Source organism: Brakhagea baltica (assembly GCF_052161605.1).
Classification (GTDB): domain Bacteria; phylum Planctomycetota; class Planctomycetia; order Pirellulales; family Pirellulaceae; genus JBKCUI01.
This window is the reverse complement of sequence record NZ_CP197409.1, coordinates 6,065,285-6,080,023: the sequence shown is the minus strand read 5'-3', so window position 1 is coordinate 6,080,023 and position 14,739 is coordinate 6,065,285. Positions and strand designations below refer to the sequence as shown.

Sequence of the window (14,739 nt, the reverse complement as noted above, 5' to 3'; positions counted from 1 at the left end):
CTCAATTGCCAAGTGATTGCCGGATAAACTCCGGGCGGTCGGTGGTGATTGAATCTGCTCCCAAGCTCTTCCAGTGAAGGGCTGCTGTCGGATCATTGACAGTCCAAACGTGGAATTCGCACCCAACATCGCGAACGGCCCGAACAAACGCTTCATCGACAACGTCCGCATTTCCATTGGTTCCCAAACCGGTGGCACCATTCTCCTTGAGCATCTTCAGGACGTCAGCAAGTCGAGGAGCCCAAACTCCAGTCTCTGGATCCTGTTTGTAGGAGACCAGCCAACTAGCTTTGAATTGAGGCATTCTCTGACGACATTGGCGGATGACTTCGATGTTGAAAGCGATAATCACGATCTGTTCTGGCTTGAGGTCTGCTGCAAGCAACGTTTTCTCTAACTCATCCATAATTTCAGGGCCGGATTTGACTTCGACGAAAATCTTTTTCCCTTCTGGAACATTCGCCAATACGTCACTCAGCGTAGGCATTCGCTCGCTTGCAAACTTCGGATCTTTCCAGCTTCCGACATCGAGAGCTTGCAGTTCTGCTAAAGTCGATGCCGCAACCTTGCGATTTTGACTGTTGGGAGACACTCGAGCAGTATCTTTGTCGTGAAGGCAAACGATCTTTTGATCCTTGGTAAGGTAAAAGTCTCCCTCGATCGCATCCGCATTTTGTTGCCAAGCGAGCTGGAAGGACGCGAGTGTATTTTCTGGTGCATCAAAGGATGCACCGCGATGAGCGACGATCATTTGCCCACTACAAGTGCTGCCGATTACAAGTGCGGAAAACATAAGTCCACAAACGAATGATTTCAACATGGTTTTCCTTCTGGAAGGGGGGGAACTCTACAAACCGGGGATCTTACCTCGAGTACCATCTATGTCCTAGTGAATTTCGTGTTAGGAATACCTAAGAAGGATAGCTCGCTGGTATGATACCCCACCCCCACCAGTTAACATCTCGTTCCAAGGCTCTGCCTTGGAACGAGATGCCTTGGAGGCTCTGCCTCGTTTGTGATGCCGTTAAGGCATCTATGAATCGCCCGAAATATCAGGCAGAGCCTGAAAGACATTGGGTTTCCAGGCGGAGCCTGGTAACCAGTAGGTAGCGTTAAGCGAGAAGTCTCCTTTTCCCACCAAATTTCATAACCTCAACTCCTCCCCCGCCATGCAAAGTTACGATGTTGTTGCTCTCGGAGAAACCATGCTCCGTTTTTCGCCACCTGGGAATGAGCGTTTGGAACAAGCGGGCGCGATGCAAATTCACGTGGGAGGAAGCGAATCTAACACCGCTGTTGGATTGTCAAGACTAGGACACCGAGTTGCATGGCTGTCGAGACTTACGAACAACCCCATGGGCCGAACCATCGCAGATACCATTCGGTCCCAAGGAGTAGATGTGTCCCATGTAGTCTGGACCGACCAGGATAGAGTCGGTCTCTATTTTTTAGAGACCGGCCCAATGCCACGAGGAAGTCGCGTTTTTTACGATCGCGCTAATTCCGCGTTCGCGAACTTTGAACCAAATGAACTACCGGAGGAACTGTTCGCCCCCGGCCGCTCCCGGTGGTTACTTGTTAGTGGCATCTCATTGGCATTAGGAGAACGCTCCCGCAGGCTCATACACCGCGCGGTCGAGTTGGCACGATTCGCTAATTGGCAGATTGCGTTTGATGTTAACTATCGGAGTCTCCTCTGTTTGCAAAGTGAGGCTCGAAATTACTTTGATGATCTTTTCCGATCAGCGGATCTGTTGTTCTCGGCTTACCGAGATGTAGCTGCAATTTGGGAAATAGATTGCGGAGCCGATTACCAAGCTGCCATGCAACGCCTGTTGGCTTATCGCGAGGGTCGCCAATCGGTTATGACATTGGGAAGTCTCGGTGCGATTGCCGGTCATGAAGACCGCATTTGCTTTCAAACAATTGAACCGGTCGAACCCATTGGTCGGCTGGGAGGCGGCGATGCGTTCTCAGCAGGCTATTTGCACGCACAATTGAGCGGCCTATCCCTTGAGGATTCGCTACTTTGGAGCACCACGGTGGCTAGACTAAAGTACACGATTCCCGGCGACCTGCCACTGATCGAACTGAGCGAGGTTGAAAGGCTTCTGAGATCTCAGGGTGTTGTTAACAACGCGAGCAGCAATGGTTTAGTTCGCTAACTGTCGCCTCTCTCGAATTCGCTCGAGTATGGGGCCCATTTGATTTCGTAGTTGCGGGCTGCCGAGCTTGCTGGCCTCCGCCGTCGCCTGATCTAAGTGCATCATCGCCTTGGTCCGATTTGTTTCGATCCGACTCAGTCTCAGCAGTGACTCGACCAGCTGGGTGCGATAAAGAGGCAAGTCGGGAAATCGTTCGGATAGTCCGCGATAGATCCGAACCGATTCTTCTAGACTCGCGATGGCTTGAGGACGTCCGATGACCGAAGTGGCTTGTCCTTTCCTAGATAAAATAGCCCCCTTTAACGCGAGGTACGCGGGCTCGAGGGCATGTTCCTCCAGCAGCTTGTTACAAATCTCCAGCGACTGATCCAAACGCTCAATATCGAGACTGCTCAAGGGCTCCGATTCGTTAGGAGGACTTTGGCCGCCGGGTCCACCGCCGGGTCCACCGCCGCGGCCACCACTTGAGCCACCACCGGGCCCTAATCCAAAGCCCATGCCCGGTCCGGCTCCCAAACCTGCTCCTAAACCGCCGCCGGGGCCACCGCCAGGTCCGCCGCCGGGGCCACGAGTGGGCGGGCGGGCGGTAGAGGCCAATAGTGTCTCCGCCAATTGATATCGGTAAGTCGGGGAATCCGGGTTTCGTTCGATCAATCGATTCAGTAGCTCGACCGCCTGGAGCAACGCTCTTTCGGAGTCCTCTTTTTCATTGCGAACCATGGCGATGCGTGACTCATCACGCAATGCCTGAGCCAGGGCCGCTTGATAGGATGCCTTGTCAGGGGACTCGGCTATGAGACCATTCAGCAGATCAATCGCCTCACGGTTCAGCTCTGTTTCTTTTCTCAAGCGAGCTGCCATAGGAAGACCTGCGAACTCCATAAATCGTGGTCGATTCTGATTCCCTCTAATATCTCGGTTGTTAAGAGGAGGTGGTTGGCGCTCTCCTCGCATGGGGCGACCTGGCATCTGCGTGGACATCCTGCCAATCCGATTAAGCAGCTTTGCAAGCTGGAAACGCCCATCTTGAGACTTTAGAAATTCGGGATCGAGTTCGATCAACCGCCGCCCATCGTTATAGGCTTCCCAAGCCAGCAGAATCTTGCTTTGTTGAGACTGAACAGAAATTAGCTCTTGATAGATCGCGAGCTGCTGTCGCAAAAGCTCGGGTTGATCAATGGTTTGAACCTCGTTTTTCTTTGCCAAGCTCTTATAAATCTCTAGTGCCTTGAGATAGCTACTCTCGGCTTCTTCCAGCTTGCCGATTTTTTGCTGGATATCGCCAACGCGTTTTTGGGCAGAGGCTGTCTCGATGCTCAAGTCCTTTTCGTTTTGATCACCGAGCTGTTTAAAGTAAGCCAGCAACGTATCGAGCAAACTGACGTCAGCCTGGCTGAGCATCGTTCCACTGAAATCGAGCGAATCGTCGGCCAACTCCTCGTAGTCGAAAAGTTGGTTCCCCCGCGAGGCAATGTTGTCGATGATGGTATCAAACGCTTGGGTGGCTAGTTGCAGATTGGCTTCGGCACGAAGATTGGCACGTCTCTCTTTGTCCAAAGCTGAGGTTCGCTCGACAAGACTGGTTTCGGCTTCTTGGTACAGTCGATTGATCTCTGCGAGCGAGGCAGATTGCTGACGGTTCCAGATTCCTAGCATGACCACCAGCGTCATAAGCATCAACATCGAAAAGGCCGATAGGCTGGCTAAAGCGGGATTGCGTTTTGCCCATCGCTGCAAATGTTCCCAAGACGTCGATTTGCGCGCCAGGATCGGTCTATCCTCAATAAAACGACGCAGATCGGCTTCTAGCTCAATGGCGTTCGGATATCGTGCATCCACGTCCATTGCACAAGCTTTGCGAATAATCGTATCCAAATCCCTGGGCACATTGGGATTTATCTTTTGAGGACCGGGGAGAACGGAATATCGGAGTGGATCTAGCAGTCTCTGCTTCGGTGCATCAAATGGATTGCGCAAAGTCACGAGCTCAAACAGACACAGCCCCAAGCTGTAGATATCCATCCTGGCATCGCCGCCCCCTGCGATTTGCTCGGGTGCCATGTAGCGGATCGTCCCGAGCACTTCGCCCGCTTGTGTTGCTGCTTCATTGTCGAGCCGACGAGCCAAGCCGAAATCGGTAACCCAAATCGATCCCTCACGATCGAGAATCAAATTTGCTGGTTTGATATCGCGATGCAGGATTCGTTGGCGATGCGCATAACCCAAAGCGTCAGCAACGTCCGCAATGATGCGTGCTACGTTCTTGTAATAGGCGTGCGGTAATGTGCCAGCGAGGCTCGACGATTGTTGCTGAACGGGCCCGCTGGCGGCAAGTTGTTCGTCAGATTCCAGGTCGCTTTCGGTTTGCAGGTCGGTCGTGTCGAATACCCTGACTTGGACGGTAGGGTGATGGTTCGGCTCAGCGTTTGTATCTGATCTGTTGAATGTGCTGGTTGCCAACAGCTTGTGGCCTGCATGGCTTACGATGCTATTATCAGTTCTTTTCTTATATAGAGCCGGTTGCCGGAGCCAATCGACGACCTCGTTGAGGGGAGCTCCATGGATTAGCTGCATTGCATAATAGTGAACCCCGTTGTCCTCACCGCTCCCATAAACTTGGACGATATTCGTATGGTGGAGCCCTGCGGCCGCTTCGGCTTCTCGACGGAATCGGTCCCTTAACTTTTCTTGGTCGGCCGTTTGAGAGTTGATCACTTTCAAAGCGACGCGACGCTGCAACGAAACCTGAACGGCCTCGTAAACGATCCCCATCCCACCCCGGCCGATTTCGCGTACGATCCGAAAATCGCCGAGTTGGCTGGGAGCGGTATACGCAGGCTTCGTCGCTTCAGCGTGATGCTCGGCTGAAATCCGTTCGACAATAGCGATCGGTTCAAAAACTTGGCGTATCACCGAAGCCCATTCCGGATACTTCGATTCGTACTCCTCAATCGATGGGTTCTCTCCGTTGCGAATGCGCTCGGCAAAATCGTCCGCTAAGACCTCGACAGGATGCCTCGAAGTTTCGTCTGGTTCGTTCGATTCGGCCGGTTGCGAGCTCATCATGTCGGCCTGGATGAAAGTGACTTCATGATTTCCCCAAGTCGCGTGACGGCCCGAATGTATCGATTGCTGGCGGCCGTGGGAGTTAGATCGAGAGCTTGAGCCACTTCCGCATTGGAGAGCTGCTCGAAATGTCGCATGGCCAGAACCTCTCGGTCGATTTCGTTCATCGTATCGAGAGCTTGCTGGAGTTGGGCTAATTCCTCGGAGCGAGCTGCGGCGAGACTGGGCGAGGTCACGTCATCGATCAAATAGCGAGCTATCGACAGAGAACTTGTCTGACCATGCTCTAAAGCCAAATGTTGTTTTTCCCGCATGACATCCCGCTTATCCCGAAAGTGGGAACGTTGAATATCAATCAAGGTTTGGACCGTTTTCTGCCTCATCCAAACGAACAAAGAAACTGGCAAATCAGGCCCGAGCTCGTCTAGTCTGCGACTCATTTGAAGGTACGCTTCCTGAAGAACGTCGCAGGGATCGAGCCGGCTGCGCAGGCTCGGGTGCATCCGGAATTCTACGATTCGTTCGAGCTTGGGCCGCGCGAGGGTAAATTCCGAGAAAAACGCGTTGGCGTCGAAGGTCTGGTTAATGGGTGTTTCGGAGTTCTTATCGTCCATGGTGACTTTCATAATACGGTATTTAAACCCGAATACTCCCCTCCAGTCGCGAGGAGTGCTGCAAAAATGCTGCTTTTGTTGGGCACGTGTTTCTCAAAAGGCCGGGTTTCACCAAGTGCAAGCGGCTGCTATACTGGCGTAGTACGCTTCCTCGGAAGCCACCCAAAGACATGACAAAAAACACCTGGAATTTGATAGCGAAAATTATTATTACCCGAGCATAACTGCTCCGGGGCTTTCGCTGTTTACAAGTGAACCATCCATAGTAGAACCCCTGGAGCTAATCTCAGGGGTTTTTTTGTTTCTGCCTCAGTAACCGAAATTATGACGAACCGATCCATCTGCATTTACGACACAACCCTTCGAGATGGCACACAGGGGGAAGGAGTGAGCCTCTCGCTGCAGGACAAATTGAATATTGCCTCTCGATTGGCGGAGATCGGCGTCGACATGATCGAAGGGGGCTACCCGCTGTCGAACGAAAAGGACACGCAGTTTTTTAAGGAAGTAAAGAAACTATCCTTAGGTAACTCGCTGGTTTCCGCGTTTGGGATGACTCGTCGCCGAGGCATCGCTGCTTGCGACGATCCCGGCATGAAGGCACTCGTCGCAGCCGAAACCCCGGCCATCACCGTTGTAGGAAAAACGTGGGACTTTCAGGCGACCAACGTCTTGGGTGTTTCGCTCGAAGAGAACATCGACATGATCTCGGAAAGTGTCGAATTCCTCAGTAAGCATTCGTTGGTGGTTTACGATGCCGAACACTTTTTTGACGGGTTCAAAGCCAACCAAGCTTACGCCCTCGAGACCGTTACCGCAGCGGCCAAAGCAGGAGCCAAGTGGATTGTGCTCTGCGATACCAATGGAGGAACGCTCCCCGAGGAAGCCTCCGAGATCGTAAGGATCGCCACCGAGACTCTCTCACCATTGGGGGTTCAGCTGGGAATCCATTGCCACAATGATGGCGATCTTGCCACGGCTAATTCACTGGCTGCCATCGACGCTGGATGCGACCAAGTTCAAGGGACCATCAACGGGATTGGCGAACGCTGCGGAAACGCGGATTTGGTTGCCATCATGGCGAATCTGCAATTCAAGAAGAAAGGCTACCAAGTATTGGGTGGTCGTTCACTCAACCATCTGACCGAACTGTCTCGTTACGTCTACGAAACAGCCAACTTGCAACTGCGCAGTGGACAGCCATTTGTCGGCAAAAGCGCATTCGCCCACAAAGGTGGCATGCACGTCCATGCGATCAATAAGTACACCCATACCTACGAGCACATGGACCCGACCCTCGTGGGTAACGAGCGTCGTATTCTGGTCAGCGAACTCTCGGGGCGTTCGAATATCGCGGCCCTTACGCAAAACGCAGGGCTGGCCGCCGATCGAGAGACACTTGATCGGATCCTCTCTGAAGTCGTCATCAAAGAGAACCAGGGCTACCAATTCGAAGCCGCCGAAGGCTCCTTTGATCTGCTCGTCCGCCGCTGTTCCGGTACCTATACCAAGCATTTTGAAACAATCAAGTATCAGGTTCTGGCCGGCGACTTGAACCCGCAAACCTCGGAACCCTACGCAGAAGCCATTCTCAAGGTCCAAGTAGAGGATCGTGTCCTAGTCGAAGCTGCTGAAGGGCATGGCCCCGTGAATGCCATGGATGCTGCTTTGAGAAAGGTGTTGCTGCCGTTCTATCCGCAGTTGGACTCGATGAAATTAGTCGACTTTAAAGTTCGTGTCGTCAACGCGCAAGCCGGAACTGCGGCCCACATCCGCGTGAACATCGAAAGCGCGGATGATACGACAACCTGGCGAACCATCGGCGTTAGCGAAAATATCATCGAAGCCAGTTGGTTAGCCTTGGTCGATGCGTTCGAACACAAACTGCATCGCTAGAATTCGCACCGCGAACTCGGTACCGCGAATCAGTAAGTTGGAACGGTGGGATCGATTTCTCGGCTCCACTCGTCGATACCACCGGCCATGCTCAATGCCTCGGGATGGCCATTATTGCGAAACCAGTGAGCCACGCGCAAGGAACGACCGCCGTGATGACAGTGCACAACGACTGACTTACCAGTCATGCTCGCTAATTGCTCGTCGGAGGGAGGCCAACTGGACATCGGAATCAGCACCGCTCCCTCGATGCGCGCCATGTCCCATTCCGATTGTTCGCGGCAATCGATCAGAGCAATTTTGGCTCCTGTCGAATCAACTCCGGTATTCATCCACTCAGCAACGGTCTTTACGTCAATCTCCATCAACATCTCCTAAAAAATCGCAACGAACAACTCTGGCAGTATGCTAAGCGAAACAGAGGATTGAGCAAGCGGACTGTCCGGGAGAATGCACCTGGCTCGTCCAGGTGATCGTTACGTTTCCAGCCCGACTCGCCGGTGCTGCCTCGCAAGCCGGAAACCTAACGATCCGCCGTTCAAGTCGGCGGGATTCGCGGGCAGGACGGGCTATAACTTCTTTAGCGAGAAGCCTAACAATCCGCTGTGCGAGCCAGCGGGATTCCCGTTTATTGACGGCGATCCTCGAACTAGAAATTTATAGCATCACTGGCTATCATCCATAGAATGGCGAAGTCGCTACCCGCCAAAATGAACCGCCTAGCTGATCCAAAAATAAACCCTAGCAGACACCAAAACCGATGCCGATCTACGAATACGATTGCAAGAGTTGCCATGCCCATGTCGAGCTTTTCCTGCACAATGCGGAGCAAAAGCCGGACTGCCCAGAGTGCGGCTCTAAAAAGCTCGAGAAAACTCTGAGTGTCATCAGCACACCCGTTATTTCTGGCCAAGGCTCTTCGGCCCCCGTGGAAGCAGGAAACTGCGGGCGATCAGCCTGCGCTCGGGGCTGTATGTTCGGAGACTGACCAATCTTCAGACCACTCTAAAGGGTACCTCAAACTCGCGATTCCAAACCGTTCTCAAAGTTTCAATGGGGCTCTACGATGGTGTGGTACTGATTCGCGGAGAGGTTCTTGATGACTTGCGGTTCAGGATTGCCCGGCCAAAAGATGATGACTTCTTCAACGCGAGGCTCCACTGAATTTGGCTCGTTTGGAGACCGTGCGCCCAGCCCTGTGTGCAGCCTTTCCCCGTAGTGACTTTGGTAGCCTCGTCCGTTGAGTTTCCAGAGCGTTTTCTCGGCACCTCGGGCTCGCACTACAACTTTGGCCCCAACGGCGGTCCGATTCGATTTGGTTCCAACTAGGCGAAAACCAATCCAATCTTTGCCACCGGCCAATTCGTTCTCTAAAACTTGGCAGGAGGAATCGCAATTGAGGATTACAGCATCGATGTCTCCGTCGTTATCCAAGTCGTCAAACGCAGCCCCCCGGCTGCTCTCCGCTAATCGCAAAGCGTCCCCAACAAGCGAGGTAACATTTCGAAACCTACGCCCCGCATCGTTTTCCAAGATGACGTTCGCAACGCCATACGCTGTGTTCGGTTCGATGTCTTTCGCATTCTCGAGCAAGTGGCCGTTGCAGATGAACGCATCGACATCACCATCCAAATCCAAATCTACGAGTCCGATGCCCCAGTTCACGTGTTGAAAGACCTCCCCGCCGACTTGCAAGCGTCTGGCTGCGTCTTCAAAGATTCCTGCTGGCTTCCCATTTAAGAAAACCTCGGGGAATTGGTCTGAATAGTCGGTGACGAACAAATCGATGAGCCCTTCTCCATTAATATCTGCCGCATCGACCCCCATGCCGCCATTTGCATTGCCTCGCAGGTCAAACGCGACCCCAACAAACAGTGCTTCTTCGGTGAAGTTACCTGCTCCGTCATTGATATACAAGAGATTCGGAGCACCATCGCAGGCAACAAAAACATCGATATCTCCGTCATCATCGAAATCAGCCGCCACAACACCCATACTTGGTCCGGCAACACTCGCGATCCTCGAATCCTGGCTCGCGTCTCGAAACGTTCCATCGCCGTTGCTTACAAACAACCGATCTTTTGCTGGTGGGTAATCCTTGGGCCCAGGCGAATAGGGGAACGCTCTGGGGGCTAACTGAAAATGGCGATCGAAATCGAATTCGACATAATTCCCTACAAAGAGATCCAAATTGCCATCGTTGTTGACATCCAGGAACGTGACACCCGCTCCGAACTGATCTCCTCCGTCGACGCCAGCCTCATCGGACACATCGGTAAAAGTGCCATCCCCGTTGTTTCGTAATAGAACGTTCGGTCCAAAGTTGGAGATATAGAGGTCGGTGAATCCATCATGGTCAAAATCGCCTGCGGTGACCCCAAGCGAGTAACCGCGAGCGCCAGCACCCGAGAAAGCAGTGCAATCGCGAAACTGAAAGCCTCCTCGATTCAAAAACAACTGATTCGAAGAATCGTCTTCTGCCGGTCGGACGCCTCGGTTAGAAAGGTCAAAACCGGTGAGCATATAAACGTCCACGAGCCCGTCGCCGTCCGCATCAAAGGAACAGATTCCCGCCCCCATCAGTTCGATCAAGTACCGATTTCCGTCACTCCCATCCTGATGCTTGAACGAGAGACCGCTCGATTCGGTCGCGTCCCGGAACCGGATGCTAGTCGCAGTTTCTTGCGCCGAAGAGACGGAGAATCCCAACAGCAGGCCAGCGACCACAATCCAGCTAGCGATGCCGGGCGAACGCAACACCATGATCAGGGGGCATACCATTCGGAGCACTTAACGCTGCCCCGCACCGGTAGAGTATCGATCTGAGTTTTGTTTCGCCACTTGAGCACCGATCTTGTCCCCTGCCGCCTCGAGAATGGCTGCCTGCAGCATGTATATGGAAGCATCGGGACTGGAATCGGCAACCTCGCGAATCAGTTCTACTCCCTTTTCCGCCTGGTTAGCGCCGAGGTAGAGCTTGCACAACGCAATTTTGCCTAGGTCGAAACCGGGATCTTTCTTGAGTGCCTCTAACAATGCCAATTCCGCAGCATCGACATCCCCCACCTGAACCAACGCGCTAGCCATGTTGACATGGTGAATCAGTTGGTCAGGTTCACGTTCGATCAGTTCTTGCAGCACTAGAATTAGATCTTCCCAGCGTTTGGTATCCAGATAGACGCCAGAGAGCCCTTTAATTGCCGCAGTCCATTTCGGATCGATTTGAAGAGATTGCATATACAGTTTTTCGGCATCTTCAAAATCCTTTTGCTGCAAACAAAGTGAGGCTGCAGATTCGTAGATCTGGCTCATACTTCCGGTGAGCGCTCGCTCGTAGCCTTCTTGGAAAGACGTGGCTGTAGGCTCAACTTTTTTTTCGGGCTGAGCAAGGCTTTTAAGTTTTTCACGAACGATCGCAATTTCGTCACGCTTGTTTAGCCTAGCGAGCACTCCATTGAGCGCGAGAAGGTTCTGTTGATTCTCACCTTCTCTTCGGATAGCTTCGCGAATATTGACCTCGGCCAGTTCGAGCTCACCCGTTTGAACTTGGGTTCGTCCGAGCCGCAAAAGAAACCCGGTTTCTTCAGGGAAATTTTTGTATCCTTTCTCAAAAACCATTTTTGCTTCTGGGATCTGCCCTAGATTTTCCAGAGCCTCGCCGAGTTTTGTATAAACCTCGGGGGCGGACCCTCCTAGAGCGAACACCTGATTCAAAACGTCGACGGAATCCTGAAACCGCCCTTTTTCTGTTAGTACATCCGCGAGTCCCAGGTACGGGCCAAAGTGTTGAGGTTTATGAGAGATGCACTTTTTCCAGTACTCCTCAGCCTTTTCAGATTGGCTCAATTCCGCGTACGCTTGCGCTGCAATATGCCAACTTCCAGGATCGCTCGGATATTTTGCGATCAACCATTCCGACATCTCTTTCACGTTGGAGTGCACCACCTGTGTTTCCAACACTGTGGGTTTCTCCGGTAAGATAATTGTAGGAGGGACTCGTCTCGGTGGAATCGCTGGCTTTGTAGAAGCAGTGGTCGGTTCCGAAGGTGCATCGGATGGCAACAACCCCTGTGCAGCAAGATAGGCGACTTTCTCCTCTTCCGTAAGCTCGGGAAGTGGTGTCAACCAAACAACGAAACCGATAACCATGCCGGACATCAACAGTCCGATAGCGAGTAGCCCCAACAGCTTCTGCCAACCCATCTCACACTCACGTTTCTAGAATCACCACCAACATTCGTCCAATGCATCTTAGCATAGGCGCGTGAATCGCCTATACAAAAAGCCAATGGCAACGAGTCGGCTAGGATTTAGCCTGCGTTGCAATTGGCTTACGCAGAAGTTCGAAAAACCGGCAAGCGGTTTACTCAAGCTTGAAATCAATATTCTGAGAGCCGACAGCCTGCACCATCGCCTTCAGAGCCCCTTGTTGGTACTTGTCCGGAAACACATCATCTTTCTTTGCGGGCTTATACTGATCGTTTGGATTGCCACCACCTGACATAAGTTTCTTGTAGGCTTCGGCATATTCGGGAGATCCAGGTGTCAATCCAGCCATGGGGTTAGGAGCTGGTCCCGCCGCTGCCGTGATCTGAGGTTTAATCTTGACCGTATACGATCCTGGTGGGACTCCCCATCCAAGCGAACAACCGATGTCATATTTCCCGTTAGCATCGGTGGTTGCAGCCCCCACAACGCCCCCACCATCGGGAGCGAACTGAACCGTCACATTTTCTAATGGCTTGTCTTTGTAGGTGACTACGCCACTCACTTTTGTTAGTTTTGGACCGCCGCAAGATGCCAAAAGGACGATTGCGGCACAAGCTAAAAATCTGTGCATAGAAATGTTCCTGTCTGTATATGAGTATCAGAAATTTATTAAAAAAAAATGCGTGCGGATGGCAACATCCGCACGCATCAAACAGATATCAATGGAATTGATTAATTGCTGAAGTTGGTGTTGGGTTCGCCACCGTTTCTGGTCCCTAAAGCACCCCAGACACCGTAATTCGACGGGCCTCCATAGAGTGCCATTCCTCCCGCATTGCTTTGTTGCACAATGGTTTGGTTACCAGTATCGATGGCTTGAGAGATGAACTGTACCGAACCATCAGCCATAGCGACTTGAGCACCACCAGAGTGAAAGCTGCTCGCGGGAACCATGGACTCGTTCCAGTCACCACCGCCCCAATTGCAGTGAGGTCCGTTAGGTGCGGACATGGTTGTTACGCCGCAGAAGTAGGGACGTCCATCCCAAGCCCTACCGGAAACGGGACGGAAGATTTCACGGACTGGACCGGTCAGCTGTCGTCTACCGTTCACTAACCCGACGCGAGCTTGGCAGCTAGCCGGATCCCAAGCCTGCATGTCTTGAGCGACCCCACCTAGGAGATCACGTGGAGCTCCACCACCCGCGACTTCCCCTAAAAGAACCGTGTTCGACGTGCCATCGCTGATACCTGACATGGGCAAGAATCGATTGATGTGGAAGACACCTCGATTGTCCCGTGCTCCCCAAGCAGAAACAGGGAAATGGTTTTGGAAGTAAGTATCCCCCATAGAAACTTTGTAGTTCAACAAGCTGGGGCTTTCGTTTCGATCAGGAGGCGGAGGGTCTGACGGACAAATGAAGCTCGGAATATCAACATTCCAGTTTCGTAGCCCCACCCCCCATTGGAACTCTTCCGCGTCGACGTAAGCCCAGTTCGGGGTGCCCGACCAGGGACGAGGAAGTCCAGGACCACTCGGACGAGCTCTAGCCATCATGTTGTTGTAAAGTGGCGTTTGCTCGATGAACGGCAAAACTGCAATCGTCCACGCATAAGTATTGCCTTCGCGACCCAGCCCTGGGCTAGTATCGTTCATGATCCCCATAGCCGGGAATCGCCTAAATGCTGACTCGTAATTCAACATCGCCAATCCCAACTGCTTGAGATTGTTACTGCAGCTCATTCTACGAGCCGCCTCTCGTGCTGCTTGCACGGCTGGTAGCAACAGCCCAACCAGGATGCCTATGATGGCAATCACCACCAACAGCTCCACGAGGGTAAACCCTCGGCGAAAAGATCTTTTCATAAAAGGACACTCCAAACAAAAATGAAGAGAAATTCAACAAAAATTGTTGAGTACTAAACCATTGAAGTTTACAGCAGTACAGAGGGCACGTAAACAACATTTGACCAGCTAAAAGGAAAATTTTCCCCCGCAAAGGGGCTGCAACGAGGATTCACACCCCCCCTTCTGGCTCCGGAGTAGCGATTTCTTCCGTTGACTTTACGGGAGACGAGCCTGTTGTTCTAAGGTTTAGAAGCAGATATGTTAATCCACCGAAGGCTACGATTAGCAGTCCGGAATTGGATTTGAAGCCAGGGAAAATGTACTGAGCTTGCTCGATGGGGGTGAATAATCCCATGGAAAAAACGTACAGCAACACTCCGAGCACCATTCCCACGCCCCCCCTTATGATCTTCTCCAGAATATTTTTGGGGCTGCAATCAGAGATGGAGGCGGTAACGCCGAGCGCTACTACCAACGGGAGCAACACGACCGTCCAACGAGTTAGCCAATACGTCAGGAAATCGGTGGGCGGCTCGGAAAATCTCGAGTACCGATTTGAGATGTAGGCTGCAGCAAGCCCACCAATGGATCCCAAAAGAATGCCTGCGATCAACCTTAGCGGGAGTTTGCTGGTTCCCAATGGACTGGTAATTCCTACCGCGAGCCCCACTATTGCTCCCCAAATCGCAAACGTGACGAGAGCGGCTTTAAAATCTTCTAATTCCACCGCCGCCGACATCTCCTCCGTCAGTACTCCTATTTTTCTAGACTCCTCGATGACTTCAGTCGCCACAAAAACAGGATGCGTCTGGGATATCACTCCCCAGGCAATAAAGGAGGCAGCAACCACTAAACAGGTTCCCAACAACAACTTGATCATAGTAAAAGCTCTCTAGCAAAAAGAATAGTTACAGGAATGAGGAGAAGAGTACAGGGAGGAT

At 52.3% G+C, this 14,739-nt stretch carries 12 protein-coding genes; 3 read left to right on the top strand and 9 right to left on the bottom strand.

The genetic code is table 11. The features are described 5' to 3' along the window. Position 1: 1 nt before the first annotated feature. Positions 2 to 820 (bottom strand): glycerophosphodiester phosphodiesterase, encoded by an 819-nt coding sequence (locus SH449x_RS23800; RefSeq protein WP_482378572.1) that lies wholly within the window; start codon positions 818 to 820, stop codon positions 2 to 4. 349 nt (positions 821 to 1,169) lie between these two features. On the opposite strand from SH449x_RS23800, the gene SH449x_RS23795 reads away from it, so the two are divergent. Continuing rightward, positions 1,170 to 2,165, top strand: coding sequence for a sugar kinase (locus SH449x_RS23795; RefSeq protein ID WP_482378571.1), 996 nt, complete (start codon positions 1,170 to 1,172; stop codon positions 2,163 to 2,165). On the opposite strand, the gene SH449x_RS23790 is transcribed toward SH449x_RS23795, so the two are convergent. Both SH449x_RS23790 and SH449x_RS23785 read right to left on the bottom strand, forming a co-directional pair. Beyond that, positions 2,154 to 5,231 (bottom strand): serine/threonine protein kinase, encoded by a 3,078-nt coding sequence (locus tag SH449x_RS23790; protein ID WP_482378570.1) that lies wholly within the window; start codon positions 5,229 to 5,231, stop codon positions 2,154 to 2,156. The genes SH449x_RS23795 and SH449x_RS23790 overlap by 12 nt on opposite strands. Next, on the bottom strand, positions 5,228 to 5,845 hold the full coding sequence (locus SH449x_RS23785; RefSeq protein WP_482378569.1) for a sigma-70 family RNA polymerase sigma factor: 618 nt from the start codon (positions 5,843 to 5,845) through the stop codon (positions 5,228 to 5,230). The genes SH449x_RS23790 and SH449x_RS23785 overlap by 4 nt, the downstream gene beginning before the upstream one ends. 324 nt (positions 5,846 to 6,169) lie before the next feature. Between SH449x_RS23785 and cimA the strand changes: the two genes are divergently transcribed. Then, positions 6,170 to 7,741 (top strand): citramalate synthase, encoded by a 1,572-nt coding sequence (gene cimA / locus SH449x_RS23780; protein ID WP_482378568.1) that lies wholly within the window; start codon positions 6,170 to 6,172, stop codon positions 7,739 to 7,741. 29 nt (positions 7,742 to 7,770) lie between these two features. Here the strand turns inward: cimA and SH449x_RS23775 are convergent, their stop codons facing one another. Further along, complete coding sequence (locus SH449x_RS23775) at positions 7,771 to 8,106, bottom strand: rhodanese-like domain-containing protein (RefSeq protein WP_482378567.1); 336 nt, start codon at positions 8,104 to 8,106, stop codon at positions 7,771 to 7,773. A 395-nt stretch (positions 8,107 to 8,501) separates the two neighbouring features. On the opposite strand from SH449x_RS23775, the gene SH449x_RS23770 reads away from it, so the two are divergent. Next, on the top strand, positions 8,502 to 8,729 hold the full coding sequence (locus SH449x_RS23770) for an FmdB family zinc ribbon protein (protein WP_482378566.1): 228 nt from the start codon (positions 8,502 to 8,504) through the stop codon (positions 8,727 to 8,729). 62 nt (positions 8,730 to 8,791) lie between these two features. Here SH449x_RS23770 and SH449x_RS23765 read toward each other — a convergent pair whose 3' ends face one another. The 5 genes from SH449x_RS23765 to SH449x_RS23745 all read right to left on the bottom strand — a co-directional run bounded on the left by SH449x_RS23765 (position 8,792) and on the right by SH449x_RS23745 (position 14,678). Next, the gene (locus SH449x_RS23765) at positions 8,792 to 10,522 is read right to left on the bottom strand and encodes a CRTAC1 family protein (RefSeq protein WP_482378565.1); all 1,731 of its coding nucleotides are present in this window, start codon (positions 10,520 to 10,522) and stop codon (positions 8,792 to 8,794) included. A gap of 9 nt (positions 10,523 to 10,531) precedes the next feature. After that, positions 10,532 to 11,944: a tetratricopeptide repeat protein gene (locus SH449x_RS23760; RefSeq protein ID WP_482378564.1), complete on the bottom strand. Its 1,413-nt coding sequence runs from the start codon at positions 11,942 to 11,944 to the stop codon at positions 10,532 to 10,534. 160 nt (positions 11,945 to 12,104) lie between these two features. Next, positions 12,105 to 12,581, bottom strand: a complete 477-nt coding sequence (locus SH449x_RS23755) for a carboxypeptidase-like regulatory domain-containing protein (protein WP_482378563.1) — start codon at positions 12,579 to 12,581, stop codon at positions 12,105 to 12,107. A 101-nt stretch (positions 12,582 to 12,682) separates the two neighbouring features. Continuing rightward, positions 12,683 to 13,816: a DUF1559 family PulG-like putative transporter gene (locus SH449x_RS23750; RefSeq protein ID WP_482378562.1), complete on the bottom strand. Its 1,134-nt coding sequence runs from the start codon at positions 13,814 to 13,816 to the stop codon at positions 12,683 to 12,685. A gap of 151 nt (positions 13,817 to 13,967) precedes the next feature. Next, positions 13,968 to 14,678, bottom strand: a complete 711-nt coding sequence (locus tag SH449x_RS23745) for a hypothetical protein (protein WP_482378561.1) — start codon at positions 14,676 to 14,678, stop codon at positions 13,968 to 13,970. Between the last annotated feature and the right edge of the window lie 61 nt (positions 14,679 to 14,739).

What these genes read in the sequence shown, in the direction of transcription:
- SH449x_RS23785 (WP_482378569.1), bottom strand. Translation starts at nt 5,845, where the DNA reads ATGGACGATAAGAACTCCGAAACACCCATTAACCAGACCTTCGACGCC.
- SH449x_RS23795 (WP_482378571.1), top strand. Translation starts at nt 1,170, where the DNA reads ATGCAAAGTTACGATGTTGTTGCTCTCGGAGAAACCATGCTCCGTTTT.
- SH449x_RS23800 (WP_482378572.1), bottom strand. Translation starts at nt 820, where the DNA reads ATGTTGAAATCATTCGTTTGTGGACTTATGTTTTCCGCACTTGTAATC.
- SH449x_RS23765 (WP_482378565.1), bottom strand. Translation starts at nt 10,522, where the DNA reads ATGGTATGCCCCCTGATCATGGTGTTGCGTTCGCCCGGCATCGCTAGC.
- SH449x_RS23760 (WP_482378564.1), bottom strand. Translation starts at nt 11,944, where the DNA reads ATGGGTTGGCAGAAGCTGTTGGGGCTACTCGCTATCGGACTGTTGATG.
- SH449x_RS23775 (WP_482378567.1), bottom strand. Translation starts at nt 8,106, where the DNA reads ATGGAGATTGACGTAAAGACCGTTGCTGAGTGGATGAATACCGGAGTT.
- cimA (WP_482378568.1), top strand. Translation starts at nt 6,170, where the DNA reads ATGACGAACCGATCCATCTGCATTTACGACACAACCCTTCGAGATGGC.
- SH449x_RS23770 (WP_482378566.1), top strand. Translation starts at nt 8,502, where the DNA reads ATGCCGATCTACGAATACGATTGCAAGAGTTGCCATGCCCATGTCGAG.
- SH449x_RS23790 (WP_482378570.1), bottom strand. Translation starts at nt 5,231, where the DNA reads ATGATGAGCTCGCAACCGGCCGAATCGAACGAACCAGACGAAACTTCG.
- SH449x_RS23745 (WP_482378561.1), bottom strand. Translation starts at nt 14,678, where the DNA reads ATGATCAAGTTGTTGTTGGGAACCTGTTTAGTGGTTGCTGCCTCCTTT.
- SH449x_RS23755 (WP_482378563.1), bottom strand. Translation starts at nt 12,581, where the DNA reads ATGCACAGATTTTTAGCTTGTGCCGCAATCGTCCTTTTGGCATCTTGC.
- SH449x_RS23750 (WP_482378562.1), bottom strand. Translation starts at nt 13,816, where the DNA reads ATGAAAAGATCTTTTCGCCGAGGGTTTACCCTCGTGGAGCTGTTGGTG.